This window comes from Mycolicibacterium llatzerense (genome assembly GCF_025331195.1).
Taxonomy (GTDB): domain Bacteria; phylum Actinomycetota; class Actinomycetes; order Mycobacteriales; family Mycobacteriaceae; genus Mycobacterium; species Mycobacterium llatzerense.
Genome location: NZ_LXOV01000001.1, coordinates 1,372,912 through 1,395,854, shown reverse-complemented (window position 1 = coordinate 1,395,854; position 22,943 = coordinate 1,372,912). Strand labels below are relative to the sequence as shown.

Below are 22,943 nucleotides of genomic sequence, written 5' to 3'. Positions count from 1 at the left end.
CACATCTCCGCTGGCTGTTATCAAATGGTTATTTGCTGCAAAGATTGCTCAGATTCTTAGATTCGCGGGCTCCCGCGGAGCAACCTCCGGTCACCTTTGAGCCGCTGTTCAGCAACGACGGCGGGCTGCGCGGTCAATGGGTGGGACGCTCGAATGGCGGTTTGCTGACCCGGCTTTTCGACTCGAACTGGAGGGTTTCACCAAATGAGTGCTCCCACGATGACACACAAATTGGCGGCGGAGGCCGTCGGCACGTTCTGGCTCGTCCTCGGCGGCTGCGGCGCAGCGGTCTTTGCCGCCAACCCCAGCGAGCACACCTCTGTCGGCATCGGATTCCTCGGTGTCGCAATCGCTTTCGGCCTCACGGTACTGACGGGCGTGTACGCGTTCGGCAGCATCTCGGGCGGTCATTTCAATCCGGCAGTCACGCTCGGTGCGGCGCTGGCCCGCCGGATCGAGTGGAAGGCGCTGCCCGCCTACTGGATCGCTCAGGTCGTCGGCGGACTGATCGCAGGCGGGGTGATCTACTGGATCGGCAGCGGGCAGCAGGGCTGGTCGGCAACGGGGAACATGGCGGCGAACGGTTTCGGTGACCACTCACCGGAACATTTCGGCCTGGTGTCGGTGCTCATCACCGAAATCGTCCTGACCGCGATGTTCCTGTTCGTGATCCTGGGCTCCACGGACGCCCGGGCGCCCAAGGGGTTCGCCGGCCTGTCCATCGGCCTGTCCCTGACCCTGATCCACCTGATCTCGATTCCGATCTCCAACACCTCGGTCAACCCCGCCCGTTCCACCGCTGTGGCGTTCTCCAACGGCAACGGGGCGCCGACGCAGCTGTGGGCGTTCTGGCTGGCACCGCTGGTCGGAGCCGCGGTCGCCGGTGTCGCCTACCCGCTGCTGTTCGGCAAGGCCGACGACTAGATCGGGACTAAAGTTCCTTCAGGTTTGGAATCGCCTGGCGCGCACCGAATCTCGGGTTGCGCGCCAGGCCACTGACCTCCAGCAGCCGCACCGCCCGATGCCGGTGCGGCCGCAAGGGTGCCAGCAGTTCGACCATCTCGGCGTCATCGATCGGGCGCCCCAAGAGGGTCCAGCCGACCATCTTGGCCAGGTGGTAATCGCCGACCGAGAGGGCGTCGGCGTCGCCGAAGGCGCGTTGCACGGTCTCGGCCGCCGTCCAGACCCCGACGCCCGGCAGCGACATCAGTGCCGTCGTGGCGGTATCCGGCGTCAGTCGCTCCAGCGCATCGGCCCGCTGCGCGCAGCCGACCAGGGTCCGGGCCCGGCCGGGATCGACGTTGGCCCGGTGAAATTCCCAGGACGGGACACGCCGCCAGGCGTCAGCGGTCGGGGGCAGCCGCATCCCGGCCGGCGCCGGGCCGGGCGGCGGGGCGCCGTACTTGGTGGTCAGCTTGCGGAACGCGCTCCACGCATCGATGCCGTGCACCCGCTGTTCGAGGATCGCGGGGACCAGCGCCTCCAGTACCCGGCCGGTCCGGCCCAACCGCAGGTGCGGAGCCCGGCGCCAGGCTTCGGCGATGGTCGATTCGGTCGGCGCGAATCCCGTCGGGTCGTCGTCGGCGCCGATCAGCCCCGGCAACCGGTCGAGGAACTCGGCGGCGCCGTCGCCCCAGACCTCGCAGTCGACGGTATCGAGCCGCGGAGAGCTGAGCCGTGCCGTCACCCCGCCGGTGCGCATCAGGCTGGTGCGCCAGATGACGCCGTCGACGGTCCGGAAGGTCGGGTCGGACCCGCCGCGGCGCAGCGGCGACAACGTCAGGCCCAGGCCGGCCGGGCCGTCCAGGACCAGGCTGGCGGTGGGCACGGATTCAGGTTAGGCGGGGCGCACCACGATGTCGGCCTTCTGCGGATAGAACGCCACCCGGCCGGCGATCTCCGCCACCGCCGGGTACGGCTGTTCGTAGGTCCAGATGGCGTCCTCGACGTCGCCGACGTGGTAGTAGCCGGCGTCACCCTTGTACGGACAGTAGCTGGTGGTGGTGCTCCGGGTGAGCACCGATTGGTCGACATCAGCCAACGGAAGATATTGCACCGCTGGATAATTCGACTCTTGCAAGGTGATCGCGTCAGTCGTGTCGGCAACCACACGTCCGTCGACCGTGACGGTGACGCGCCCGCCGGTCGGGGTGATCGTGATGGGGTGAGCCGCACTGGGCTGCAGCACGGGGCGCTCGGTCATGCTCATTGCAACACCTTTCTCGGCAGCGCCGATTCCCGACATGACGCTGGGCCTGTCACGAGTGACAGGCCCAGTCATCAGACGGCAACTACTGACGGATTACAACGCAATCCAGATGCCGAAGAACCAGAAACCCCACGCCACGAATCCTGGGTCCCACACCGGGTACACGGTGTAGCCCCAGTAATCGAACGGCGGAGGCGGTGGTGCCCACGGCGGCGGCGCCACCCAGATGATCTGCGGTCGCGGCGGCGGTCCCCAGCCCCACGGCCCCGGACCATGGCCCCATGGTGGCGGGCCATGGCGCCAGTGCCAGTCGTCAGGACCCGGATCGCCGGGTCGGGGATGCCAGTTGCCCTGGTCCCCCGGATGCCAGTTCCCCTGATCACCTGGGTGCCAGTCATCGTGATTGCCCGGGTTACCGGGCGGCGGCCCACCGGGACCGCCAGGACCGCCGGGGTTTCCGGGTGGGCCCCCAGGGTTTCCAGGTGGTCCGCCGGGGTTCCCAGGCGGACCGCCGCTGCCTGGCCCATGCCCATTGCCGGGACCGTTGCACACCTGCATCGGCGGGCAGGGCGGTCCAGGCTTCGCCTGCGCGATATTGACTCCCAATCCCACAATCGCCGCGCTCACCCCACTGGTGAGCGCAGTCGCTACCACGAATGTTTTTTTGCTCATATCAACCCAACTCCTTCGTTGGAAGGTGCCGTCACGCGGTATATCGCCGGGATACCCCGAATCAGTTACCGGCAAGATCGCGCATTCTTGTTGCGCCGCCGACAATTACCGCTTGCCAGAACCCTTGACGGTCTGTCTACGATCGCCCCATGACCGCACAGGGCCCTGCCACCGTCACCGCTGCCATCGAGATCGCCGCCAGCCCGTCAGCTGTGTACGCGTTGCTCACCGATTTGCCCACGCTGGCATCGCTGGCCGAGGAGGCGCACACCATGGAGTGGCAGAAGGGATCGTCGGCTGCCCCCGGATCGGTGTTCAAGGGGCACAACCGCAACGGTTCGAAGACGTGGACCACCAGCTGCATCGTCACCGAAGCCGAGCCAGGCAAGACGTTCGGCTTCGCCGTGAAGTCCTCGATCGTGCCCATCGCGCACTGGCGTTACGACATCGCCGAGACGGCGAGCGGCTGCCGCGTCGTCGAGTCCACCTGGGACAACCGGCCCGGTCTGTTGAAGATGTTCGCCAGCACGCTCACCGGTGTGCAGGACCGCGACGCGGCCAATGCGGAGAACATCCGGTTGACGCTCGAGCGCCTGAAGGCGCGCGCCGAAGCCGCCTAGCCGTCAGGCTCAGCGGTCAGCCCCACGAATACCGGTGGTACTGCGACATATAACGCATACCGGGCACGGCGCGCATGACCGCAGCCATCACGCGCAGCCCCGTCGGCAGCAGGTCGTAGCCGTCGGCGTCGAAGGCCGACACCCACGACAGCAACCGCAGCCCCGGCACCACTGACAGCACGTCGTCTGGGCCGTCCATGGCCCATTTCAACGTGGAACCCGAACGGCGGACGACCCCGTTGGTCCATTGCAACTTGACGCCCAGCCGGCTGAACGCGTCGAATTGCAGTTCCCCGCTTGGGAAATGCGTCACGATGCGGCGCAGCAGCGCCTGGCCGTCAGCCTCACTCAAGTACATCGTGAGCCCCTCGGCGAGCATCAGCACCGGGCGATCTGTGGGGATATCGGCCAGCCACGCCGGGTCCGTCACCGACGCGGACACGATGTGGCAGTGCTCGCGGGCCGGATACAGCTTGCGGCGCAGGTCCGCGACCTCCGGGTAGTCGATGTCGTACCAGTCGACGCCAGGCCCCGGGTCCAACCGGTAGTACCTGCTGTCCAGCCCGCAACCCAGATGCAGCACAACGGCTTCCGGATGCACGGCGAAGAACTGCCGGGCCGTCTGGTCGAAATAGGCGGACCGCAGGGTGACCCCCGGTGAATTGGCCGCCGTGATCGTGGTCTGCGACCAGTCGTAGTCGATGCGGGCAACGACATCCCTGGCGTAGGTGTCGTGCAGCACCGAGTTCGGCAGATCGGCGTCGAGCGCCTTGCCGTACAGCGTAGCCAGCATGGTCTGCGGCGCACCGGTCAGGTCCACCTGCAATCTGTCCGTCATGGCTTCGACGCTAACCGTGACCCACACCGTTGCGCCACGACTTAACGCCGCACGGCGCGTTGTTCAGCCCTTGAATTTCTGGGCTTGGCGGGCCTTTCGGAGGCCGACCCAGAATCGCGCGGCGTCCCGCACCGCGTCCTCCACCGGCCTTGGCTCCCAACCCAATTCGTTCCTGGCCTTCGTGCAGTCGACCGGCGCCTCCGCGCGCATCAGGCGCAGCGACGCCAGCGACATGTGCTCGTCGCTGCCCTTGAGTCGGCCTTTGATCGTGCCCATGGTGGCGAGGGCGTACGTCACCGGCAGCGAGAGCGACTTGGCCGGCGCCGGTACCCCCGCCTCGGCTGCGGCGATCCGCGCCACTTCGGCATTGCTGATCAACTTGTCGGAGATCAGGTATCGCTCGCCGGGCCGGCCCTTGTCGGCCGCCAGGATCAGCGCGCGTGCGGCGTCGTTGACGTCGACCGCTTCCAGCTCGATGCCGCTCATCACGAACGGCAGCTTCCCGAATGCGGCGCCGGCGATGATGGCGCCGTGCGGCGTGCGGCCCCAGTCCGTGCCGCCGTAGGTGGTGGACACGCACATCGCGACGGCCGGCAGCCCGCGCTCGCGGGCGTACTGGAGCACCAGTTTCTCGGCCTGCACGCGCGAGCGCACGTACGGCGGCAGCGTGCGCTCGTCGGCGATGTCGTCCTCGGTGGAGACGAGGCCACGCTTGCGTCCCACCGTGGCGTAGCTGCTGGTGAAGACGAATTTCTTGAGGCCCGAGGCGATTTCGGGTTCTACCGCGACGTTCAGCACGTTCCGGGTGCCCTCGACGTTGGTGCGGAACAACGGTGCCGGGTCCCGGAGCCAGCCGCGGGTGTCGACCACGCAGTAGTAGACGACGTCGGCTCCGGTCATCGCGGCCCGGAGGGTGTCGTTGTCCCAGATGTCGCCCTCGTACCGGGTCACGTCGAGGTCGTCGATGCCGATGGTGTTGGCGCCGGCCCGCACCATGACCCGCACATCCTGCCCGGCCGCCACCAGCTGCCGGGTCACATGCGAACCGAGGTAGCCGTTGGCCCCGATCACGAGGACCGTCACCGGCGTCCCCTGCCACTGACCTTGCGCATCCATTCCTGCGCCACCTCAGGCAGCGTGCCCAGCGCTTCCGCCTTCTTGCACCACGCCATGGTGGTCTCGAGGAACTTCATGGGGTTGTAGATGTCTTCTTGCTTGCTCCACAGGCCGTCACCGGCGTACGTCATGATCGAGATGTTGGTGGCGCCGATGATGGTGCCGTCGCCGGGATCGCGCATGGGGTTGTCCAGCTCGCAGATGACGCGGCCGGTGGCCTCGTCGTAGACCTTCCACAGCGACGGGAACGACGTCATGTAGCTGCCGGGGAAGTTCTCCATGGTGTTCCAGATCCAGGGCCGCACCTCCTCGCGCCCGTGCATGGTGCCCATGGCGTGCTCGATGTACAGCACGTCCTCGGTGTAGTGGTCGGTCCACGGATCCCAGTCGCGAGTCTGGGCGGCGCGGTCCACGGTCTGCTCGAAGACGTCGAATGCCGCGATGAGTTCCTCGCGGCTGAAGGTGTTGCCCGTCACAGGAAAACTAGAACACGTTCTAGTGACGTTTGTCGAGCACTTGCGCAGTCGCCGGGAGTTCGGTTCTCTGGAGTCAAAGCGAGGAGACGTACATGACCGACACTGCGACCGCGATCCTGGCGGGCGGCTGCTTCTGGGGGATGCAGGACCTGATCCGCAAGCAGCCGGGAGTGCTGACCACGCGGGTCGGCTACACCGGCGGAACCAACGATCACCCGACCTATCGCAACCACCCCGGCCACGCCGAGGCCGTCGAGATCGCCTACGACCCCAGCCAGATCGACTTCCGGGCGCTGCTGGAGTTCTTCTTCCAGATCCATGACCCGTCGACCGTGAACCGGCAGGGCAACGACGTCGGTACGAGCTACCGCTCGGCGATCTTCTACACCGACGACGAGCAGAAGCGCGTCGCCGTGGACACCATCGCGGACGTCGACGCTTCTGGCCTGTGGCCCGGCAAGGTGGTCACCGAGGTGACGCCGGCAGTCCCGTTCTGGGAGGCCGAACCCGAGCACCAGGACTACCTGGAGCGCATCCCCAACGGTTACACCTGCCACTTCCCGCGGCCGGGCTGGAAGCTGCCCAAGCGCGCGTGATTTGTGCACGATTTTCCGCGCCTGCCGCGGATTTTCGTGCACGAATCACACGGTGGCGGCGCGCTCGGTGATCAGCCGGGCGACCAGCTCGGGATGCTGATCGGGCAGCCAGTGGTTGGCGCCCTCCACGATCTCGAACTTGTACGGCGCATGGACGTACTGCTCCGTCAGCAGCGCGCCCTTGCGCCCGAGCGCGATGTCGCCGTCGCTCCAGATGTAGGTGGTCGGCCGGGTCACCGGGGTGAACGCCGATTTCGGGTTCACGAACGGCATGGCGCGGTACCAGTTGAGTGCAGTCGTCAGCGCCCCGCTGTCGAACACCTCGGCGCGCGTGACGGCCAGCGCCGCATCGGTCATTCCGCTGCGCGGCATGGCGAACTGCGCGAACCGCTCGCCGAGCCACGGCAGTTGGAAGATCAGCATGTAGTACGAGTGCAGCGCCTGGGTGCCGACGGCCATCGCCTTCAGGAAGGCACCCGTGTGGGGCACCGACACCGCGGTCAGGGTGCGCACCAACTCCGGTCTCGTCGCGGTCAGCGCCCAGGCGATGGCTGCGCCCCAGTCGTGCCCGACCACGTGCACCGGTCCACCGACCAGGTCGATCAGCGCGGCGACGTCACCGGTCAGTTTGGGGATCGTGTACTGCCGCCGGCCCTTCGGCCGAGCACCGGGCGAATAGCCGCGCTGGTTGGGCGCAAGCGTCCGGAAACCGTTGGCGTGCAACAGCGCCGACACCGCCGCCCAGGATTCGGCGGTCTGCGGAAAGCCGTGCAACAACACCACGACGTCGCCGTCGATGGGGCCCGAATCGACCACGTCGAAGGTCAGTCCGTCGTTGCGGTACTGCGAAATCCGTTCGGTCACAGCATGAACCTACAGCGGCTTGACGCGGCGGCGTAGGGTCACGCGACCACCACCTTTTGGCGTATACGCCACGCCACGCGAGAAGACCTTCTCCCCTGGTGCGCTGTTGACCTGAATCGCGAAATGCCGCAGCACCGTCCGCAGCACGACGTCCATCTCGACCTGCGCGAACACCGCTCCGACGCAGCGCCTGGTGCCGCCGCCGAACGGCAGGAACGCCGGCGGCGGCCGGTGCCCGACGAAACGCTCCGGGTTGAACCGCTCCGGATCGGCGAATTCCTTTGCGTCCTCATGCATGTGGTCGATGGCGACGATGATCGAGAAGCCGCGCGGAATGCCCCATTCTCCGAGCTGGAACACCGGGGCGTACACGTGCCGGCCGGCGAAATCGATGATGGTGCGGATGCGTTGCACCTCCAGCAGCACGGCCTGACGGTACTCGTCGGTCTCGCCCGTCTTTACCTCGTCTTCGAGCCGCCGCAGCACCTCGGGGTGCCGGGAGATCCGCTCGAAGGCCCACGCCAGGGTGGCCGCGGTGGTCTCATGGCCGGCGGCGAGCAGCGTCAGCAGTTCGTCGGCAATGTCGCTGCGGGACATCGCCGTACCGTCCTCGTAGGTACTGCGGAGCAGCAGCGCCAGCACATCGTCGCGGCTCTCGAGATCGGGATCGGCGGCCACTGCGTCGATCAGTCTGCCGACCACCTCGTCGTACTGGCGCCGGTACTCGGCCAGCCGGCCCCACGGTGAGAATCGGCCGTACGTCCGCTGCGGCATGGGCAACACTGCGAGCCGCGACCCCAGGGTCACCCACGGCGGGATGATCCGCCGCAGTTCGTCGAGATGATGGCCGTCAGCCCCGAACACCGCGCGCAGGATGGCGTTGAGGGTGATGTGCATCATCGGCTCGAGCGTGGGGAACGACTTCCCCTCGGGCCAGGACGCGGCCGCGCGCAGCGTCTCCTCTTCGAAGATGCGCTCGTAGTTCTTGATGCTCTTGCCGTGGAACGGCGGGGTCAGCAGCTTGCGGCGCAGCCGGTGCTCGGAGCCGTCGAGCGCGAACACCGATCCGCTGCCGAGTACCCGGGACAGGTTCGGCTGGATGTTGCCGACGTCGGCGGAGTTAGCCGCGAACAGCTGCTTGGCCAGTTGCGGGTCGGTCACCATCACGGCGCGGCCGAAAACCGGTACATCACAGGTGAATACCGGGCCGACCCGTGGAACCACGCGGTTGACGAACTTGCGCCGATTGGTCGCGAACGCCACCCCCTGGAAAAACTTGGGGACTCCGGTCGCCGGTGGCAAGTGGATCGCCGGGGCACACTCGGTGAGTTCGGCGGTGACAGTTTCCGTCATGGCACGCTCCAAGCCACTGATTACGTGGTACCACGGTGTACCACGGGGTTATCCGGTACGGTACCGGCCAGTACCACAGGTAGGCAAGGGTTTTGGGAGACAGATGGCAGTCGGCGAGGTCAACGCAGCACAATCGGGTGCGCAGCCGTTCCGCGGGCGGCTGCTCGACGGGCTCGCCACCTCTCTGTCCACCCGGGGCTACCGGGACACGACCGTCGCCGACATCGTCCGCAACGCCAAGACCTCCAAGCGCACGTTCTACGACCAGTTCGCCAGCAAGGAAGAGTGTTTCGTCGAGCTGCTGCGCTCCAACAACGAGGACCTCATCGCGCGGATCCGCGCGGCCATCGACCCCGACGCCGACTGGGAACAGCAGGTGCGGCGGGCGGTCGACGCGTACGTCGCGCACATCGCCTCCCGGCCCGCGATCACCCTGAGCTGGATCCGCGAGGCGCCGGCCCTCGGCGACGTGGCGCTGCCGTTGAACCGGCGCGCCATGGAGCAACTCACCGACATGGTCGTCGACCTCAGCAGCGGCGCGGGGTTTCAGCGCGCGGGTCTGTCCCCGATCAGCCGGCCGGTGGCCCTGATCCTGCTCGGGGGTTTTCGCGAGCTCACCGCACTGCTCGTCGAGGACGGCCGCGACGTCGCGGATCTCACCGAGCCCGCGCTCACCGCGGCGCTCGCGATCCTGGGTGCCAGGTCGTCAGCGCAGCATCAGCCGGGCTGACTTCTCCAGCCGCTCGGCGATCTCGTCGTACGACGTGAACCCCATCCCGGCGCGGACCAGCGCGCCTGAATAGAGCATCTCCAGCGACTCGATGACGTCCTCGTCCACATCCGGGCCGAGCGCCGCCGCCAGCCGGGAGCGAATGTCCCGGGCGATGCACTGGCGCAGCACCTCGACGTCCGGGTCGCGCCCGAGCAGCGCGTTGGTCACGGCCCCCGCGAACTCCGGCTCGTCGATCACCAGCAGCGCGATGTGCCGCAGCACCTCGGTCACCCGGGTGGCAGGGTCGTCGGAGTCGTGCGCCGCGGCCGGCGAGGCCGCCAACCGGCGCCAGAACACCTCGGCGACCAGGTGTTCCTTCGACGAGAAGTAGGTATAGGCGGTCGCCGCGCCGACGCCGGCATCGGCCGCGACCCGGCGGACCGTCAGACCCGCAAAGCCATCGCGGCGCAGCAGATCGAGGGCGGCGCGGCTCAGCCGGTCGACCGTATCGGCCTGTTTGGCCGTCAACCGGCGCCGGGTGGGCTCAAGCGCCTGTTCAGACACGTGTCCGGACGCTACGGCACCGGACGTTGCGCAGCAACCGGTCTACCGTGGACACATGCGGGCGTTGATCGTCGTCGACGTGCAGAACGACTTCTGCGAGGGCGGTTCCCTCGCGGTGTCCGGCGGCGGCGCCGTGGCCCGCGCGATCACCGGTCTGCTGGGCGCGCGCGAGTATCAGCACGTCGTGGCCACGGCCGACCATCACATCGACCCCGGTGCGCATTTCTCCGACGAACCCGACTACCTGACGTCGTGGCCGCCGCACTGTGTCGCCGGAACCCCGGGCGAGCAGTTCCACCCCGATCTGGATGTGACCGCGGTCGAGGCCGTCTTCCGCAAAGGCCGGTACTCCGCGGCCTACAGCGGGTTCGAAGGAGCCGATGGCGCAGGCACTCCGCTGGCGGACTGGCTGCACGCCCGTGGTGTCGACGAGGTCGACGTGGTCGGTATCGCCACCGACTACTGCGTCAAGGCGACGGCGGCCGACGCCGCCAAGGCCGGGTTCCGTACCCGAGTCCTGCTCGACTACACCGCCGGCGTGTCTGCCGACGGCACCGCGAATGCCATTGCTGCCCTGAAAGATTCCGGCGTGACAGTGGCCTGAAGCCCTTCCCGTCGCTCCGCTCGCCCCTAGCGCGTCGGATCCACCGGCCGGCCCGACCACCGCGGCAGCCGCCCCGCCTGCATGGCCCGCACGCCTTCCTTCGCGTCGTCGTGTGCCATCACCGCGCGGTGAATCTCGGTCTCCCGCTCCCCCACCTCGTACCGCGACAGCTCGAAGGAATCCCAGAGCAGCCGCTTACTGGCCGCCACCGACATCGGCGCGGTGTTGTCCGCGATGTCACGGGCCACCGCCAGAGCGGCCGGCAGCACCTCATCGGCGGGCAGCACCCGGCTGGCGATGCCCAGCTCCGCCGTGCGGTGACCATCGAAAGTTGCTCCGGTCAAAAGGATTTCGGCGGCCCGCGCGATGCCGACCAGACGGGGCAGCGCCCAGTGCGAGTAGGCGTCGCCGACCACGCCGCGGCGCACCTGCACTACGCCGTAGCGCGCATCTGCGGCGAAGATCCGAATATCGCACTGCAGTGCCAGGGTCAGCCCCAACCCGATGGCGTGCCCATTGACCGCCGCGATGACCGGCTTGCTCAACGACCACGCCGGGACCGGGATACCGGCCGCACTGAACTCCGGGCCGGGCTCGGCGAATGTCTGGTCTCCCGCGGCCAGGTCGGCACCGGCGCAGAACGCCGGCGGCGCCCCGGTCAGCACGATGACGCGGACGTCGTCGGCCTCGTTGCAGCGGGTGTAAGCGTCGGCGAGTTCGTCACGCATCCCGTCGCCAAAAGCGTTGCGCCGCTCCGGCCGGTTCAGCGTCAGCGTGACCACACCGCCGTCGAGCTCCGTCAGCAACGTGCGGTATCCGGGGAACACCGCCCGAGTAAACCACGCCGCTGCAATACCTCTGCAACAGAGGTATTGTGGACATGTGCCCGCCCGCGTTGACCTCACCGCCGACCTCGCCACCGACCTGTTCCACACCGTCGGCCGGTTCCGCAGGCAACTGCGCCGGACCGCCGGAGGGAGCTTCGCGGGCGTCACCCAGTCACAGGCCGAGCTGCTCCGGCTCGTCGGCCGTCAGCCCGGCATCTCGGTACGCGAGGCCGCAGAGGAACTGGGTCTGGCCGCCAACACCGCGTCGACGCTGGTTTCGAAGCTGACCGCCGACAACCTCCTGGTTCGCAGCACCGACCCCGGCGACCGCCGGATCGGCCGGCTCCAACTGACCGAACCTGCTCAACAACTCGCCGACCAGACCCGTGCCGCCCGCCGGTCGGCACTCGGCGCTGTGCTGAACCAACTCGACGACGAGCAGATCGACGATCTGACAAAAGGATTGAACGTTCTGGCCGAGATGACCCGCATGCTTCAGGAGAGTCAGCCATGAGCACTCCCGCCATCGAATGCGACCACGTCACCCACCACTACGGCGACTTCACCGCGATCGACGACCTGAGTCTGACCGTCGCCGTGGGCGAAACCATGGGGTTACTGGGTCCCAACGGGGCCGGCAAGACCACGCTGGTGCGGCTGCTCACCACTCTGACGCCGGTGCAGGACGGGCAGGTCCGCATCTTCGGACTCGACACGAGACGCCGCACCATGGACATCCGCCAGAACCTCGGTTATGTGCCGCAACAGCTTTCGATCGAGTCCGCCCTCACCGGGCGCCAGAATGTCGACCTGTTCGCGCGCCTGTACGACGTGCCGCGGCGGGAGCGCCGAGCCAGGGTCGACGACGCACTCCGTGCCATGCAGCTGCTCGAGGTCGCCGATCGCCCCGCCAAGACGTTCTCCGGCGGCATGGTCCGCCGGCTCGAGTTGGCGCAGGCCCTGGTGAACCGGCCCTCGCTGTTGATCCTCGATGAGCCGACGGTCGGCCTGGATCCCATTGCCCGCGACAGCGTTTGGACCCAGGTGGCGAATATGCAGCAGGAGTTCGGCATGACGGTTCTGCTCACCACTCACTACATGGAGGAGGCCGACGCGTTGTGCGACCGGGTGGCCCTGATGCACCGCGGCACGCTGCAGGCCGTCGGCTCCCCCACGGATCTGAAAGCACAACTCGGCCCGTCGGCCAGTCTCGAGGACGTGTTCCGGCACTATGCCGAGTCGGACCTGTCGGGAGACAGCGCAGGAGACGACGACCGTCAGTCCCTGCGGGAGGTCCGCGCCGGCAGGAAGACGGCCCGCCGTGTCAGTTGACGTCGCACTGGTCCTCGCGCCCCGCGGCGCCAAGCGTGTCGCCGGCCTGGCCCGCCGCATGGGCGCGTTCGCACTGGTCGAACTGCAGAAGCTCCGCTACGACCGCACGGAGCTGGTCACCCGGACCATTCAGCCTGCCTTGTGGCTGTTGATCTTCGGCCAGACCTTCTCGCGGTTGCACGTCATCAATACGGGCAACGTGCCGTATCTGTCGTTCCTGGCGCCCGGCATCATCGCGCAGTCGGCACTGTTCATCTCGATCTTCTACGGCATCCAGATCGTGTGGGACCGCGATGCCGGCATCCTGGCCAAGCTGATGGTCACCCCGTCGCCGGCCTCGGCACTCATCACGGGCAAGGCCTTCGCGGCGGGAGTCCGATCGATAGCCCAGGTGATCGGGGTACTGGTGATCGCCCTGCTGATGGGCATCCACCTGAGTTTCAACCCGCTGCACATCCTGGCCGCCATGGCGGTGGTGATGCTCGGGTCGGCGTTCTTCTCCTGCCTGTCAATGACTTTGGCGGGACTGGTCCGTAACCGCGACCGCCTGATGGGCATCGGCCAGGCCATCACCATGCCGCTGTTCTTCGCCTCCAACGCGCTGTATCCGGTGGACATCATGCCGGGCTGGCTGCACGCGTTGTCCACCGTGAACCCGCTGTCCTATGAGGTGAACGCCCTGCGCTCGCTACTGCTGGGCACCCCGGGCAACACCCTGCTGGACGTCACGGTCCTGGCCGTCGCCGCGGTGCTCGGCATCGCCGCGGCATCGGCGCTGCTGCGCCGCCTGGTCCGATGACACACCCGCCGAGGGATCATCGCGGCACGACCGTCATCGGCAATCCACCCTTGAGCCCCATCGACATCCGGTACTGGCGCCGTATCCGGTATCCCGGCTCGAGAGTCAACCGGTACCGCCGATAGGCGGTCGCGATGGTCAGCACCCCTTCGATGTAGGCCATGTTCTTGCCCAGGCACATGCGCTGCCCGCGGCCGAACGGGACAAAGGCGCGCACATCGTTATTGGCGGTGTCCTTGAACCGGTCCGGGTTGAATCGGTGCGGTTCCGACCAGAACCTGGGGTCGTGCTGCATTGCCAGCGACGAGTACAGAACCGTTGTCCCGCTTGCGATGTGGTAGCCACCGATCTCATCGTCGACCACCGCGGTCTTGGGATTGATCACCAGACCGCCCTGCATGCGTTGCGCTTCGTCGAAACAGGCCCGCACGAACGGCAGCTTGCTCATGTCATCGAATGTCACGCGGCCGGACCCCAGCGCATCGACCTCGGCGACCACCCGCTCCTCGATGTCGGGATGCTGGGCCAGCAGCGCGAACGTCCACGCCAGTGCGGCCGCCGTCGTCTCGTGGCCGCCGACGACCATGCCCATCATCTCTGTGGCGATCTTCTCGTTCTCCAACGGTGTGCCGTCGTCGTAGGTGGCGTTCACCAACAGACTGAGGATGTCCGCGCGTCCCGTGGGGTGCCGCCGGCGGGTCTCGATCACGTGGTCGGCGGCAGCCAATCCGGCGTTGAGCAGTGCCGCGGCCTTGCGCTGGAACGGCCTTGGCACCCAACCCGGCAATGACGACATCGCCACGCGCACGGTGGTGGCGAGCATGACCGGTATCGCAATGCTGCTGGACAACCCCAGTAGCCGCGGCGACAGGTACTCGTCGAACATCGCATTGAACAGTGCCGCCAACGCGAGTTCACGGGTCTTTTCTTCGATGTCGACGACGCCGTCGTGGCCGGCCGCATCGGCCCAGCCACCGACTTGCTCGCTGATCGATTGGGTAAACAGATCCCCGAGTGCACCCAGGTTCTTGTGGGTGAAACTGGGTCGATACAACGACCGCCCGCGCTGCCATTCGGCGTCGTCCGCGAAGGCGAAGAAGTTGTGCCCCAATTCCGGCGGAACCATCTGCGCTGCCACCATGTCCGAACGTCGGTACCTGTCAGCATGTTTGACCAGAATGTGATCGATGTGGTCCGGATGGCTGATGTACACGACCTTGGCGAACGGTGCGGGAACGGTGACGACGTCGCCGAATTTCTTCGTCAGCTCCAGCGGGTAGAACCACGGGTCGCGCAGCAGGTGCGCGAGAGTCGCGTACTTTCCGACGCCGGTCGGCCCGGGTGGCGGAGCGCTGAGTCCAGATGTCTCCTGCGGCAACATAACTGACATGCCTCAGACCCCGCTGACAGACAAGACGCCGTGGCGGCCACGCGCGTGTTCATCGCGGAGTTGTCGCAGTTCCGGTATCTGCAGCAGCGCATAGGTGGCACTGATCGAGGTGGCGATCACCATCGCGGCGGCGGCCCATACGACCGGTGCCGGCGCGGACGATTGCACGGCCTGGTAGGCAGGCCAGCTCACCCCGACGATGTACCCGATGGTGGTTGCCGGAATGAAGAGCACCAGCCACCAAATCCGCGCGCCCGTAAGGTATTTCGCGGCGAAGTAGATCACCACGCCGTACACCGGCAAGAGTGTCGTGTTCTGCACGATCGAGTACAGCGGAATGCCGAGCACCCGCGTCGGATTGTCTCCGTAGTAGGCGATGATGCCGAAGTGGTGCCAGGCCATTTCCAGCACGATTTCCGGAATCCCGACATACACCGCGGACAGCACGAAGATGTCCCGCAGGGACCTACCGTTCTGTAGGTACCGATACGCCAGGTAGCCGCCGAACGCCACGTAGGTCGAAGCACCGACCAAGATGAATGCCGGCATGCGATGGCCCATCACCGTGTAGCCGAACCACGGGATGTCGTTGGCATAAACGATGGCGCCGACGAAATCGCCGAGCGGTTCAATGTTCGCCGCGACCGTGCCGGCGATCACCAGCACCAACGGTAGGACCTCGCGTCGCCGCGCCAGGCGCCACAATGCCCACCCCAACGCGGCGGCAAAGCCGCCGTACGCCGCGACATGGATCAGCCACGCCATCGCCTGATTGGCGTGCAGCACCGGCGCGACCGGCACCCCACCCTCACCCGGCGACAACGCGCCGGCCAGTTTGACTACATCTGTTGTCACCATAACCATGTCCCTAGAGTCACTCAATGAGGGACATTAGTCAATACCCAACTCGAGCGCGTTCGAGTGCCGGCGAAAAGCGCCGTGACATCATCGGTCGCATGCCCGCTGACGAGCCATCTGACGGACCGGAGGCGCTGATCGCCCTGGCTCTGTTGGGTGACACCGATGCCACCGAGCCTGAATTGACCGCGTCGGACGTCAAGATCCTCGACGCCACGATGTACGTGCTGGGCACACACGGAGAACAAGCGCTGACCATCGATCTGGTCGCCAAGCGCGCGCAGATGTCGCGCAAAACGGTGTTCCGGCGCTTCGGGAGCAAACAGAATCTGCTGCACGCCGCCAATCGGCGCGGCGTCGCCACGGTGCTGCGTGACGTGGCGCAAAAAGCCCAAGCAGCAACCACAGCGCTGGAATGCGCGACAGCCGTGGGCGCCAGCCTGGTCGTCCACTCGACGAAAATGCCTGCGGTACTTCGCTTCGTCCAAGTGGAGCCCGAGGCGGTCATCCAGCTGTGGCGCGACGGCGACCGCCCCGGCCAGACGCTGGGCCGAATTTTCCTCTCACACCTGCTGCAGGATCAACATCTCGCAGACCCGCTGTCGCCGGGCCCTGCCGATTTCGTCGCCGATGTCGTGATACGCGTGGTCATGTCACTGGTGCTCGTACCGGACGCCGGATATGTCGACTCCGCTTGCGGTGGGCGCGAGCGCTACCTCGAGGCGATCATCGGGCCACTCGTCGAACGCTGTTCGAGCACCTAGTCGGTTCTCATCTGACGCCTAGGCGACGCGGGTTGACTCGTTGTCATGAAGCACGGCATCGTCGCGGTCGTCTTGGACGCCGGCACCGACGCGGGACTGGCCACCGCCCACAGCCTGCTGGCTGACGGACACCGAGTGGTGGTCACCGCCCGGCAGCCCGGCGCACTCGTCCGCATCACCCACGGCTACCCCGCCGATCGTGTCTACGCGCTGGCCGCCGACACCCACGACCGGCGCCAGTTCGATCAAGTGCTGGCCCTGACTCGCGCCCGGTTCGGCCGCGTCGACATGATCGTCGACCCCAAGCTGTATCGATCAGTCCTGCCGGCGTCGGCCTGAATCCTGTTAGGTTCGAGCCAATCGGCCAAGCCTGGCCACAGATTGGAGCGAACGTTGCGCAACGCCCTCAAGATCGCTGCAGCCGTCTTCACCGTCGCGGCGGTCTCCGCCGCCGCAACCGAAACCCTGGCCGGCGCCCCGGCCACCATTCCGTTCATCCCGACCGGCATCAGCCAGTCGGCCAGCAGCGTCGGCTTCGCTGATTCCGACGTCTACGGCATGAACGCCGACGACATCAACCACACCTTCGACCTGATGTCCGCGACCGGCGTGCGCACCGTCCGCATCATCATTCCGTGGGCCGGCATCGAGGGCACCCAGGGCAGCTTCAACTGGGGCCAGGTCGACACCGTCGTCGGTTCAGCCAACGCCCACCACATGTCGGTGGTCGGCGCGATCGTCGCGACACCGGCCTGGGCGGTGGCATCCGGCGCCCTCCCGATCAGCAGCCCGCCGGCCTCCGCCGCGGTGTTCGGCGATTTCGCCGGCGCGGTGGCCGCCCACTACCGGGGCCGCGTGGACGCCTACGAAATCTGGAACGAGCCCAACGCCGTGATGTCCTGGACGTCCGGCCCGCAGGGCCCCGAGCCCGCCGTCTACGCCGACATGCTCAAGGCCTCGTACCCGAAGATCAAGGCCGCCGATCGCGGCGCGGTCGTCATCGGCGGTGTGGTCGGCGCCGTGGTGTCCTTCGGTTCCCTGACCCTCGACCCGGTGACCTTCATCCAGCGCATGTACGGCGCCGGGGCGGCCGGTTCGTTCGACGCGCTGTCCTTCCACCCGTACCACTACAACCTCAAGTTCTCGGCGGGCGCCGGCGTCCCCAACTCGCCGCTGAGCCAGACCGACGGCATCCACCAGGCCATGGCCGCCAACGGTGACGGCGGCAAGAAGATCTGGGCCACCGAGTACGGCGAGCCCAACTCCGCCGTCGACGAGGCCACCCAGGCCGACTACATCCGCGACTTCCTGGCCAAGTGGCGCACCCTGCCCTACGCCGGCCCGGCGTACATCTACACCACCCGCGACCGCAATACCGGCAGCTCGAACCCCGAGGAATCCATCGGCGTCTACCGCTCCGACTGGACCCCGAAGCCGGCTCAGGCGGCTGTGAAGGCCATGACCTAACCGCTGACGATGTTCGCGATCGCGCCCAGCGGCAGGTCCAACCAATGCGGCCGGTGCCGGGCCTCGTACCCCGCTTCGTACACCGCCTTGTCGAGTTCGTAGGCGACCAGTAGGTCAGCGTCGACGTCCGTCCCGCCGCCCTCGGCGTAGCCCGCGCAGAACGCCGTCCGGTTCCGGTCGGCCCACTCGCGGGCGCGCGCGGCGAGCTGCTTGCGCCGCTGGTCGTTGCCCCCGCCCTCGGTCAGCCGCTGGAACGCCGCGTACTGATAGGACCGCAGGACGCCCGCGACGTCGCGCAGCGGCGAGTCCGGTGCCCGGCGCTGCTCCAACGACTGTCCGGGCTCGCCTTCGAAATCGATCAACAGCCAGGTCTCGGGGGTGCGCAGCACCTGGCCCAGGTGCAGGTCGCCGTGAATCCGCTGCACCGTGATCGGCTGCCCCTCAAGCGCGCGGTAGCGCGCCTCGATCGCCGCGGCGAACTCGCGGACCTGTGGCACCGACGCCGTCACCTCTGCCAGCCGCTCCAGCATCGTCGCCACCGGGAACAGCGCGGTGGCGGTGCCCAGCTCGGCGGCCAGCGTGGCGTGCACCGCCGCGACGGCCTGTCCCAGCCGTTCCGACTCCCCCGCGAAGTCGCCGCCCACCTCGTCGGCGTACAGGTCCCCTTCGGCGTACAGATCCCGAGTGCTGGCGACGGCCATGTCCCAGCCCTCGGCGGCATTGTCGGCGAATCGGGCCACCATGCCCAATGCCGTCTCCGGGCCGCCCTCCAGCGACATCGTCCCCAGCAGCGGCGCCACATGCGGGCTACCGGCCCGGCTCAGCACCCGGGTCAGCTCGATGTCGGGATTCACGCCGGACGTCACGCGGCGGAACACCTTGAGGATCGCGGCCTCACCGAACACCACGCTGGTGTTGCTCTGCTCGGCGCTGACCACCCGCGACGGCGCCGCCAGTGGGAGCCGGGCACCCGGTTCCAAGGCGAACGCAACCGGGCCGACCGTCGCCGACTCCGCGATCAGGCCCAGCAGCAGATTCGCGACCTCGGGGTCACCCATGGCATCGAACGCGGTATCGCCGTCCACCAGCCGGCGCAGCACCAGCTGGTACCGCTCGCCGGGGCCGTCGTCGTAGCTGACGTCGAGCAGCACGAGGTCGACGTCGTCGCGCAACGCCACCACCAGCGCCGGCTCGGCGCCGGTCAACTCGCGGTTGCGGCCCGCATACCAGCGCTGCTGGGTCAGGTATTCGGTCAACTGTGGATCCATCACGGCTCCTCACCGACGGGCGCACGCAACGAGAACCAGTAGAAACCATGCCCGGGCAGCGTCAACAGATACGGCAGTTCCCCGATTCGGGGGAACTCAACCCGGCCGGTCAGTTCAACCGGGGTGTAGCCGTTCCAATGCTGCAGGTTCAGTTCGATCGGCTGCGGGAAACGGGAGAGATTGTTGACGCACAAGACGGTGTCACCGTCGAGTTCACGCACGTACGTCAGCGCCGACGGGTTGGGCCCCCCGAGTTCGCGGAAGGAGCCGACGGCGAACGCGTCGTGTCGCCGCCGCACCGCGAGCATGGTGCGCGTCCAGTTGAGCAGGGAATTCGTGCTGTCGCGCTGCGCTTCGACATTCACCGCCTGATAGCCGTACACGGGGTCCTGGCTCGGCGGCACGTACAGCCGCCCGGGGTTGGCGGTGGAGAACCCGGCATTGCGGTCGGCCGTCCACTGCATCGGGGTCCGCACGCCGTCCCGGTCACCCAGCCAGATGATGTCGCCCATCCCGATCTCGTCGCCGTAGTACAGCACCGGCGAGCCGGGCAGTGACAGCAGCATCGCAGTGAACAGTTCAGTCTGGTTGCGATCGTTCTCCAGCAGCGGCGCCAGGCGCCGGCGGATGCCGACGTTGGCCTTCATCCGCGGGTCCTTGGCGTACTCGGCGTACATGTAGTCGCGCTCTTCGTCGGTGACCATCTCCAGGGTCAGCTCGTCGTGGTTGCGCAGGAAGATGCCCCATTGAGCGAGGTCGGGTATGGGTGGGGTCTGGGCCAGAATCTCCGAGATCGGGAAGCGGGACTCCCGGCGGACCGCCATGAAAATCCTTGGCATCAACGGGAAATGGAAGGCCATGTGGCATTCGTCGCCGCCCGTCTCCGGATCGCCGAAATATGCGACGACGTCCGCAGGCCATTGATTGGCCTCCGCCAGCAGCACCCGCCCCGGGAACTCGTCGTCGATCACCTTGCGGCAGCGCTTGAGGAAGGCATGGGTCTCGGGCAGGTTCTCGCAGTTGGTGCCCTCGCGCTCGAACAGGTACGGCACCGCGTCCAAGCGGAAGCCGTCGATGCCGAGGCCCAGCCAGAAGCGCAGCACGTCGATCATCGCTTCCTGCACGGCAGGGTTGTCGTAGTTCAGGTCGGGCTGGTGGGAGAAGAATCGGTGCCAGTAGAACTGCTTGCGCACCGCGTCGAAGGTCCAGTTGGATTCCTCGGTGTCGACGAAGATGACGCGCGCGTCGGTGTACTTCTCACTGGTGTCGCTCCAGACGTAGTAATCGCCATAGGGCCCGGTGGGGTCGCGGCGGGACTCCTGGAACCACGCGTGGGTGTCCGAGGTGTGGTTCATCACCAGGTCGGTGATGACGCGGATGCCGCGCCGGTGCGCGGCGTCGAGCAGGGCGACGAAGTCCTCGACGGTGCCGAATTCGGGCAGCACCTTGTAGAAGTCGCGGATGTCGTAACCGCCGTCGCGCAGCGGCGAATCGTAGAACGGCGGCAACCAAATGCAGTCGACACCAAGCCATTTCAAGTAGTCGAGTCGTTCGGTCAGACCCCGGAGGTCGCCTGAGCCGTCAGCGTCTGAGTCGTAGAAGGCGCGGACCAACACCTCATAGAAAACCGCGCGCTTGAACCAGGTGCGGTCCTCGGGGAGGACCCGCGCATGTCCGAAGTCCGCGGCGCTTGGATGTTCCACGCCACCGTTGGAGGCGTCCATCGACAACCAACGTACCCGCGTCGCAGTAGGGTGCAAACGTGGCGACACGCGATCATGGTGACCCAGGTGATGCCCCGACGATCCCGCCGCCGTTGGCTGAAATCGTCAATCCGACCCGGCCCTCGGCCGCCGAAGAGGCCCGCACCATCGCGGCCTCGACCAACACCGGAACCCTCGCGACCCTGACCGCCGACGGCGATCCGTGGGCGTCGATGGTGACCTATGGGCTGCTCGACGGCGCTCCGGTGCTGTGCGTGTCGAATCTGGCCGAGCACGGCCGCAACCTCGCCGGCGACCAGCGGGCCAGCATCTCGATCATTGCGGCCAGCACCGACAAGGACCCCCTGGCCGGTGGTCGCGTCACGTTGGCCGGACGGGTGGCGCGGCCAGAAGGCGCCGAGCGTGACGCCGCCCGGGACGCCCACGTGGCCGCGGTGCCGGCCGCGAAGTACTACATCGACTACAGCGACTTCGCACTGTGGGTGCTGCACGTCGATCGCGTCCGGTGGGTCGGTGGCTACGGTCGCATGGACTCGACCACGGGCGCGGATTACGCTGCGGCCCAGCCGGATCCGGTGACACCGTCGGCCGCCGGGGCCGTCGCGCACCTGAACGCCGACCATGCCGACTCGCTCGCGGCGATGGCCCGGGTGCTGGGCGGATACCCAGACACCGAGTCCGCGACCTGCACCGGCGCTGACCGATACGGCCTGGATCTGCGGGTCGACACCGCTCGCGGCATGGCCTACACCCGCATCGGATACGCGCAGCCGCTGCAGTCCATCGACGAATTACGTTCAGCGACAGTCGAATTGGCTCGACTGTCCCGCCAGGTTTAGGATTCGCATCATGTCTGATCGCCCGCAGAGCTGGGAAGCCGCATTCGACCTGATCCGCACCCGCGGCTACGAGCGCCGCGAGGAGCCGTTCCGGCTGGCCAGCGGGCAGCTCAGCCACGACTACATCGACGGCAAGTTCGCCATCGACAACGGCGTCAGCCTGACGGTCGTCAGCAAGGCCGTGGCTGAACTCGCCGCCCTGCGCGGCATCGAGTTCGACGCGGTCGGCGGCCTGACCATGGGCGCCGACCCGTTGGCGCACGGCGTCGCGATGGTCACCGGCAAGGCCTGGTTCTCGGTCCGCAAGGAACAGAAGGCCCGCGGCCGCGAGCAGTGGATCGAGGGCACCCGCATCGAGCCCGGCACCCGGGTGCTGCTCGTCGACGACGTGATCAGCACCGGTGGCTCGACCGAAATCGCCTACGAGCGCGTCACCTCCGTCGGCGCTGTCGTCACCGGTGTCATCCCGATGGTCGACCGCGGCGACATCGCCACCGAGCGTTTCGCCAAGCGTGGCGTGCCGTTTGCCGCACTGGTCAGCTACCGCGATTTGGGCATCGAACCGGTCCAGGACGTCTAAAGCTTGGGACACGCGCGCCGATACCGAGCAATTGGCGCGAGCCACCCCTAGCATCTGGAAGGTGGCTGACAGCGACGACCCAGAGCGCGATCCATCGCCGGGTGGCGTGCTGGAATCACCCGCTGAGGCGACCGGCGGCGACCCGGACACCGATCCGTTCCGCGCCGTCGACCCTGGCCCGCACGGCACCGGACCGTTTGCCGGCCCGACGACCGGCTCGTTCGTCATCCCCGAACCGGAGCCGACCGGCGACACGTTCGACGCGTTCAACACCAACACCTGGCGTTTCCGCGAACCGCCGCCGCCCTGGTATCGCACGAAAGATGCCCGGACGCTGCTGATCGTGGTGGCGGTGGCGGTGGTCGCCCTCGTCGTCTCGCTGGTGGTCCTGGCCACCCGCAAGGATTCCGATTCTGACCAGCCGGCACCGGTAGAACCGGCGACGACAACCACCACGACGACGACCACGAC

Annotated in this window: 27 protein-coding genes and 1 pseudogene; 14 read left to right on the top strand and 14 right to left on the bottom strand. The window is 67.2% G+C overall.

What is annotated here, in order from left to right:
• The first annotated feature begins 219 nt into the window (after positions 1-219).
• Positions 220-924: an aquaporin Z gene (aqpZ, locus tag A7G45_RS07040; protein WP_260935251.1), complete on the top strand. Its 705-nt coding sequence runs from the start codon at positions 220-222 to the stop codon at positions 922-924.
• A 7-nt stretch (positions 925-931) separates the two neighbouring features.
• Here aqpZ and A7G45_RS07035 read toward each other — a convergent pair whose 3' ends face one another.
• The 3 genes from A7G45_RS07035 to A7G45_RS07025 form a co-directional block, all read right to left on the bottom strand.
• On the bottom strand, positions 932-1,828 hold the full coding sequence (locus A7G45_RS07035) for a DNA-3-methyladenine glycosylase family protein (protein WP_260935250.1): 897 nt from the start codon (positions 1,826-1,828) through the stop codon (positions 932-934).
• 9 nt (positions 1,829-1,837) lie between these two features.
• Positions 1,838-2,203: a DUF427 domain-containing protein gene (locus tag A7G45_RS07030; protein WP_260938036.1), complete on the bottom strand. Its 366-nt coding sequence runs from the start codon at positions 2,201-2,203 to the stop codon at positions 1,838-1,840.
• Positions 2,204-2,302: 99 nt separating this feature from the next.
• Positions 2,303-2,881, bottom strand: a complete 579-nt coding sequence (locus A7G45_RS07025) for a chitin-binding protein (protein ID WP_260935247.1) — start codon at positions 2,879-2,881, stop codon at positions 2,303-2,305.
• Between the two features lie 149 nt (positions 2,882-3,030).
• Here A7G45_RS07025 and A7G45_RS07020 point away from each other — a divergent pair, with 149 nt between their 5' ends.
• Positions 3,031-3,501 carry an SRPBCC family protein gene (locus tag A7G45_RS07020; protein WP_043402412.1) on the top strand — a complete coding sequence of 157 codons (471 nt, stop codon included), beginning with the start codon at positions 3,031-3,033 and terminating at the stop codon, positions 3,499-3,501.
• 16 nt (positions 3,502-3,517) lie between these two features.
• On the opposite strand, the gene A7G45_RS07015 is transcribed toward A7G45_RS07020, so the two are convergent.
• The 3 genes from A7G45_RS07015 to A7G45_RS07005 form a co-directional block, all read right to left on the bottom strand.
• A complete protein-coding gene (locus A7G45_RS07015) occupies positions 3,518-4,339 on the bottom strand; it encodes a class I SAM-dependent methyltransferase (protein ID WP_260935245.1) in 822 nt (273 codons plus the stop codon).
• A 63-nt stretch (positions 4,340-4,402) separates the two neighbouring features.
• Positions 4,403-5,455, bottom strand: coding sequence for an NAD-dependent epimerase/dehydratase family protein (locus tag A7G45_RS07010; RefSeq protein ID WP_260935243.1), 1,053 nt, complete (start codon positions 5,453-5,455; stop codon positions 4,403-4,405).
• A complete protein-coding gene (locus A7G45_RS07005) occupies positions 5,419-5,931 on the bottom strand; it encodes a nuclear transport factor 2 family protein (RefSeq protein ID WP_260935242.1) in 513 nt (170 codons plus the stop codon). Before A7G45_RS07005 ends, A7G45_RS07010 begins: the two co-directional genes overlap by 37 nt.
• Before the next feature lie 92 nt (positions 5,932-6,023).
• Here A7G45_RS07005 and msrA point away from each other — a divergent pair, with 92 nt between their 5' ends.
• Positions 6,024-6,527 (top strand): peptide-methionine (S)-S-oxide reductase MsrA, encoded by a 504-nt coding sequence (gene msrA / locus A7G45_RS07000; protein ID WP_260935240.1) that lies wholly within the window; start codon positions 6,024-6,026, stop codon positions 6,525-6,527.
• Positions 6,528-6,572: 45 nt separating this feature from the next.
• Here msrA and A7G45_RS06995 read toward each other — a convergent pair whose 3' ends face one another.
• Both A7G45_RS06995 and A7G45_RS06990 read right to left on the bottom strand, forming a co-directional pair.
• Entirely contained in the window at positions 6,573-7,391 is an 819-nt protein-coding gene (locus A7G45_RS06995) for an alpha/beta fold hydrolase (RefSeq protein WP_260935238.1), read from the bottom strand.
• A 9-nt stretch (positions 7,392-7,400) separates the two neighbouring features.
• Entirely contained in the window at positions 7,401-8,744 is a 1,344-nt protein-coding gene (locus A7G45_RS06990; protein WP_260935237.1) for a cytochrome P450, read from the bottom strand.
• A 103-nt stretch (positions 8,745-8,847) separates the two neighbouring features.
• Here A7G45_RS06990 and A7G45_RS06985 point away from each other — a divergent pair, with 103 nt between their 5' ends.
• Positions 8,848-9,474, top strand: a complete 627-nt coding sequence (locus A7G45_RS06985) for a TetR/AcrR family transcriptional regulator (RefSeq protein WP_043402388.1) — start codon at positions 8,848-8,850, stop codon at positions 9,472-9,474.
• On the opposite strand, the gene A7G45_RS06980 is transcribed toward A7G45_RS06985, so the two are convergent.
• Entirely contained in the window at positions 9,451-10,020 is a 570-nt protein-coding gene (locus A7G45_RS06980) for a TetR/AcrR family transcriptional regulator (protein ID WP_260935235.1), read from the bottom strand. The two genes, A7G45_RS06985 and A7G45_RS06980, sit on opposite strands and share 24 nt — an antisense overlap.
• A 55-nt stretch (positions 10,021-10,075) precedes the next feature.
• On the opposite strand from A7G45_RS06980, the gene A7G45_RS06975 reads away from it, so the two are divergent.
• Positions 10,076-10,624 carry an isochorismatase family protein gene (locus A7G45_RS06975; RefSeq protein ID WP_260935233.1) on the top strand — a complete coding sequence of 183 codons (549 nt, stop codon included), beginning with the start codon at positions 10,076-10,078 and terminating at the stop codon, positions 10,622-10,624.
• Positions 10,625-10,650: 26 nt separating this feature from the next.
• Here A7G45_RS06975 and A7G45_RS06970 read toward each other — a convergent pair whose 3' ends face one another.
• Complete coding sequence (locus A7G45_RS06970) at positions 10,651-11,451, bottom strand: enoyl-CoA hydratase/isomerase family protein (RefSeq protein ID WP_260935231.1); 801 nt, start codon at positions 11,449-11,451, stop codon at positions 10,651-10,653.
• Positions 11,452-11,506: 55 nt separating this feature from the next.
• Here A7G45_RS06970 and A7G45_RS06965 point away from each other — a divergent pair, with 55 nt between their 5' ends.
• The 3 genes from A7G45_RS06965 to A7G45_RS06955 are packed head-to-tail and all read left to right on the top strand — an operon-like array spanning position 11,507 to position 13,582.
• Positions 11,507-11,965, top strand: a complete 459-nt coding sequence (locus A7G45_RS06965) for a MarR family winged helix-turn-helix transcriptional regulator (protein ID WP_260935229.1) — start codon at positions 11,507-11,509, stop codon at positions 11,963-11,965.
• The gene (locus A7G45_RS06960; protein ID WP_260935227.1) at positions 11,962-12,783 is read left to right on the top strand and encodes an ATP-binding cassette domain-containing protein; all 822 of its coding nucleotides are present in this window, start codon (positions 11,962-11,964) and stop codon (positions 12,781-12,783) included. Before A7G45_RS06965 ends, A7G45_RS06960 begins: the two co-directional genes overlap by 4 nt.
• 58 nt (positions 12,784-12,841) lie before the next feature.
• Positions 12,842-13,582, top strand: a complete 741-nt coding sequence (locus tag A7G45_RS06955; RefSeq protein ID WP_276554991.1) for an ABC transporter permease — start codon at positions 12,842-12,844, stop codon at positions 13,580-13,582.
• 16 nt (positions 13,583-13,598) lie between these two features.
• Here A7G45_RS06955 and A7G45_RS06950 read toward each other — a convergent pair whose 3' ends face one another.
• Both A7G45_RS06950 and A7G45_RS06945 read right to left on the bottom strand, forming a co-directional pair.
• A complete protein-coding gene (locus A7G45_RS06950) occupies positions 13,599-14,972 on the bottom strand; it encodes a cytochrome P450 (RefSeq protein ID WP_260935223.1) in 1,374 nt (457 codons plus the stop codon).
• A 3-nt stretch (positions 14,973-14,975) separates the two neighbouring features.
• A complete protein-coding gene (locus A7G45_RS06945) occupies positions 14,976-15,827 on the bottom strand; it encodes a hypothetical protein (RefSeq protein WP_260935222.1) in 852 nt (283 codons plus the stop codon).
• A 101-nt stretch (positions 15,828-15,928) separates the two neighbouring features.
• Here A7G45_RS06945 and A7G45_RS06940 point away from each other — a divergent pair, with 101 nt between their 5' ends.
• From A7G45_RS06940 to A7G45_RS06930, 3 genes are read left to right on the top strand one after another with little or no spacing between them, the layout of a single operon-like run.
• Positions 15,929-16,594, top strand: a complete 666-nt coding sequence (locus tag A7G45_RS06940; protein WP_260935219.1) for a TetR/AcrR family transcriptional regulator — start codon at positions 15,929-15,931, stop codon at positions 16,592-16,594.
• A 45-nt stretch (positions 16,595-16,639) separates the two neighbouring features.
• Positions 16,640-16,933: an SDR family NAD(P)-dependent oxidoreductase gene (locus A7G45_RS06935; protein WP_260935217.1), complete on the top strand. Its 294-nt coding sequence runs from the start codon at positions 16,640-16,642 to the stop codon at positions 16,931-16,933.
• A 54-nt stretch (positions 16,934-16,987) separates the two neighbouring features.
• Positions 16,988-18,061: a cellulase family glycosylhydrolase gene (locus A7G45_RS06930; protein ID WP_260935215.1), complete on the top strand. Its 1,074-nt coding sequence runs from the start codon at positions 16,988-16,990 to the stop codon at positions 18,059-18,061.
• Here A7G45_RS06930 and A7G45_RS06925 read toward each other — a convergent pair.
• Together A7G45_RS06925 and treS are read right to left on the bottom strand one after the other, a co-directional pair.
• Positions 18,058-19,329, bottom strand: a complete 1,272-nt coding sequence (locus A7G45_RS06925; protein WP_260935213.1) for a maltokinase N-terminal cap-like domain-containing protein — start codon at positions 19,327-19,329, stop codon at positions 18,058-18,060. The two genes, A7G45_RS06930 and A7G45_RS06925, sit on opposite strands and share 4 nt — an antisense overlap.
• The gene (gene treS, locus A7G45_RS06920) at positions 19,329-21,053 is read right to left on the bottom strand and encodes a maltose alpha-D-glucosyltransferase (protein WP_043402370.1); all 1,725 of its coding nucleotides are present in this window, start codon (positions 21,051-21,053) and stop codon (positions 19,329-19,331) included. Before treS ends, A7G45_RS06925 begins: the two co-directional genes overlap by 1 nt.
• 38 nt (positions 21,054-21,091) lie before the next feature.
• Here treS and A7G45_RS06915 point away from each other — a divergent pair, with 38 nt between their 5' ends.
• The 3 genes and pseudogenes from A7G45_RS06915 to A7G45_RS06905 all read left to right on the top strand — a co-directional run.
• Positions 21,092-21,892, top strand: coding sequence for a HugZ family pyridoxamine 5'-phosphate oxidase (locus A7G45_RS06915; RefSeq protein WP_260935211.1), 801 nt, complete (start codon positions 21,092-21,094; stop codon positions 21,890-21,892).
• 10 nt (positions 21,893-21,902) lie between these two features.
• Entirely contained in the window at positions 21,903-22,472 is a 570-nt protein-coding gene (locus tag A7G45_RS06910; RefSeq protein WP_043402363.1) for an orotate phosphoribosyltransferase, read from the top strand.
• Between the two features lie 61 nt (positions 22,473-22,533).
• Positions 22,534-22,943, top strand: a pseudogene (locus A7G45_RS06905) (hypothetical protein); the annotation flags it as partial.

What these genes read in the sequence shown, in the direction of transcription:
- A7G45_RS07020 (WP_043402412.1), top strand. Translation starts at nt 3,031, where the DNA reads ATGACCGCACAGGGCCCTGCCACCGTCACCGCTGCCATCGAGATCGCC.
- A7G45_RS06955 (WP_276554991.1), top strand. Translation starts at nt 12,842, where the DNA reads ATGGGCGCGTTCGCACTGGTCGAACTGCAGAAGCTCCGCTACGACCGC.
- treS (WP_043402370.1), bottom strand. Translation starts at nt 21,053, where the DNA reads ATGGACGCCTCCAACGGTGGCGTGGAACATCCAAGCGCCGCGGACTTC.
- A7G45_RS07025 (WP_260935247.1), bottom strand. Translation starts at nt 2,881, where the DNA reads ATGAGCAAAAAAACATTCGTGGTAGCGACTGCGCTCACCAGTGGGGTG.
- msrA (WP_260935240.1), top strand. Translation starts at nt 6,024, where the DNA reads ATGACCGACACTGCGACCGCGATCCTGGCGGGCGGCTGCTTCTGGGGG.
- A7G45_RS06940 (WP_260935219.1), top strand. Translation starts at nt 15,929, where the DNA reads ATGCCCGCTGACGAGCCATCTGACGGACCGGAGGCGCTGATCGCCCTG.
- A7G45_RS07010 (WP_260935243.1), bottom strand. Translation starts at nt 5,455, where the DNA reads ATGGATGCGCAAGGTCAGTGGCAGGGGACGCCGGTGACGGTCCTCGTG.
- A7G45_RS07030 (WP_260938036.1), bottom strand. Translation starts at nt 2,203, where the DNA reads ATGACCGAGCGCCCCGTGCTGCAGCCCAGTGCGGCTCACCCCATCACG.
- A7G45_RS07015 (WP_260935245.1), bottom strand. Translation starts at nt 4,339, where the DNA reads ATGACGGACAGATTGCAGGTGGACCTGACCGGTGCGCCGCAGACCATG.
- A7G45_RS06985 (WP_043402388.1), top strand. Translation starts at nt 8,848, where the DNA reads ATGGCAGTCGGCGAGGTCAACGCAGCACAATCGGGTGCGCAGCCGTTC.
- aqpZ (WP_260935251.1), top strand. Translation starts at nt 220, where the DNA reads ATGACACACAAATTGGCGGCGGAGGCCGTCGGCACGTTCTGGCTCGTC.
- A7G45_RS06925 (WP_260935213.1), bottom strand. Translation starts at nt 19,329, where the DNA reads ATGGATCCACAGTTGACCGAATACCTGACCCAGCAGCGCTGGTATGCG.
- A7G45_RS06990 (WP_260935237.1), bottom strand. Translation starts at nt 8,744, where the DNA reads ATGACGGAAACTGTCACCGCCGAACTCACCGAGTGTGCCCCGGCGATC.
- A7G45_RS06935 (WP_260935217.1), top strand. Translation starts at nt 16,640, where the DNA reads ATGAAGCACGGCATCGTCGCGGTCGTCTTGGACGCCGGCACCGACGCG.
- A7G45_RS06910 (WP_043402363.1), top strand. Translation starts at nt 21,903, where the DNA reads ATGTCTGATCGCCCGCAGAGCTGGGAAGCCGCATTCGACCTGATCCGC.
- A7G45_RS06975 (WP_260935233.1), top strand. Translation starts at nt 10,076, where the DNA reads ATGCGGGCGTTGATCGTCGTCGACGTGCAGAACGACTTCTGCGAGGGC.
- A7G45_RS06950 (WP_260935223.1), bottom strand. Translation starts at nt 14,972, where the DNA reads ATGTCAGTTATGTTGCCGCAGGAGACATCTGGACTCAGCGCTCCGCCA.
- A7G45_RS06960 (WP_260935227.1), top strand. Translation starts at nt 11,962, where the DNA reads ATGAGCACTCCCGCCATCGAATGCGACCACGTCACCCACCACTACGGC.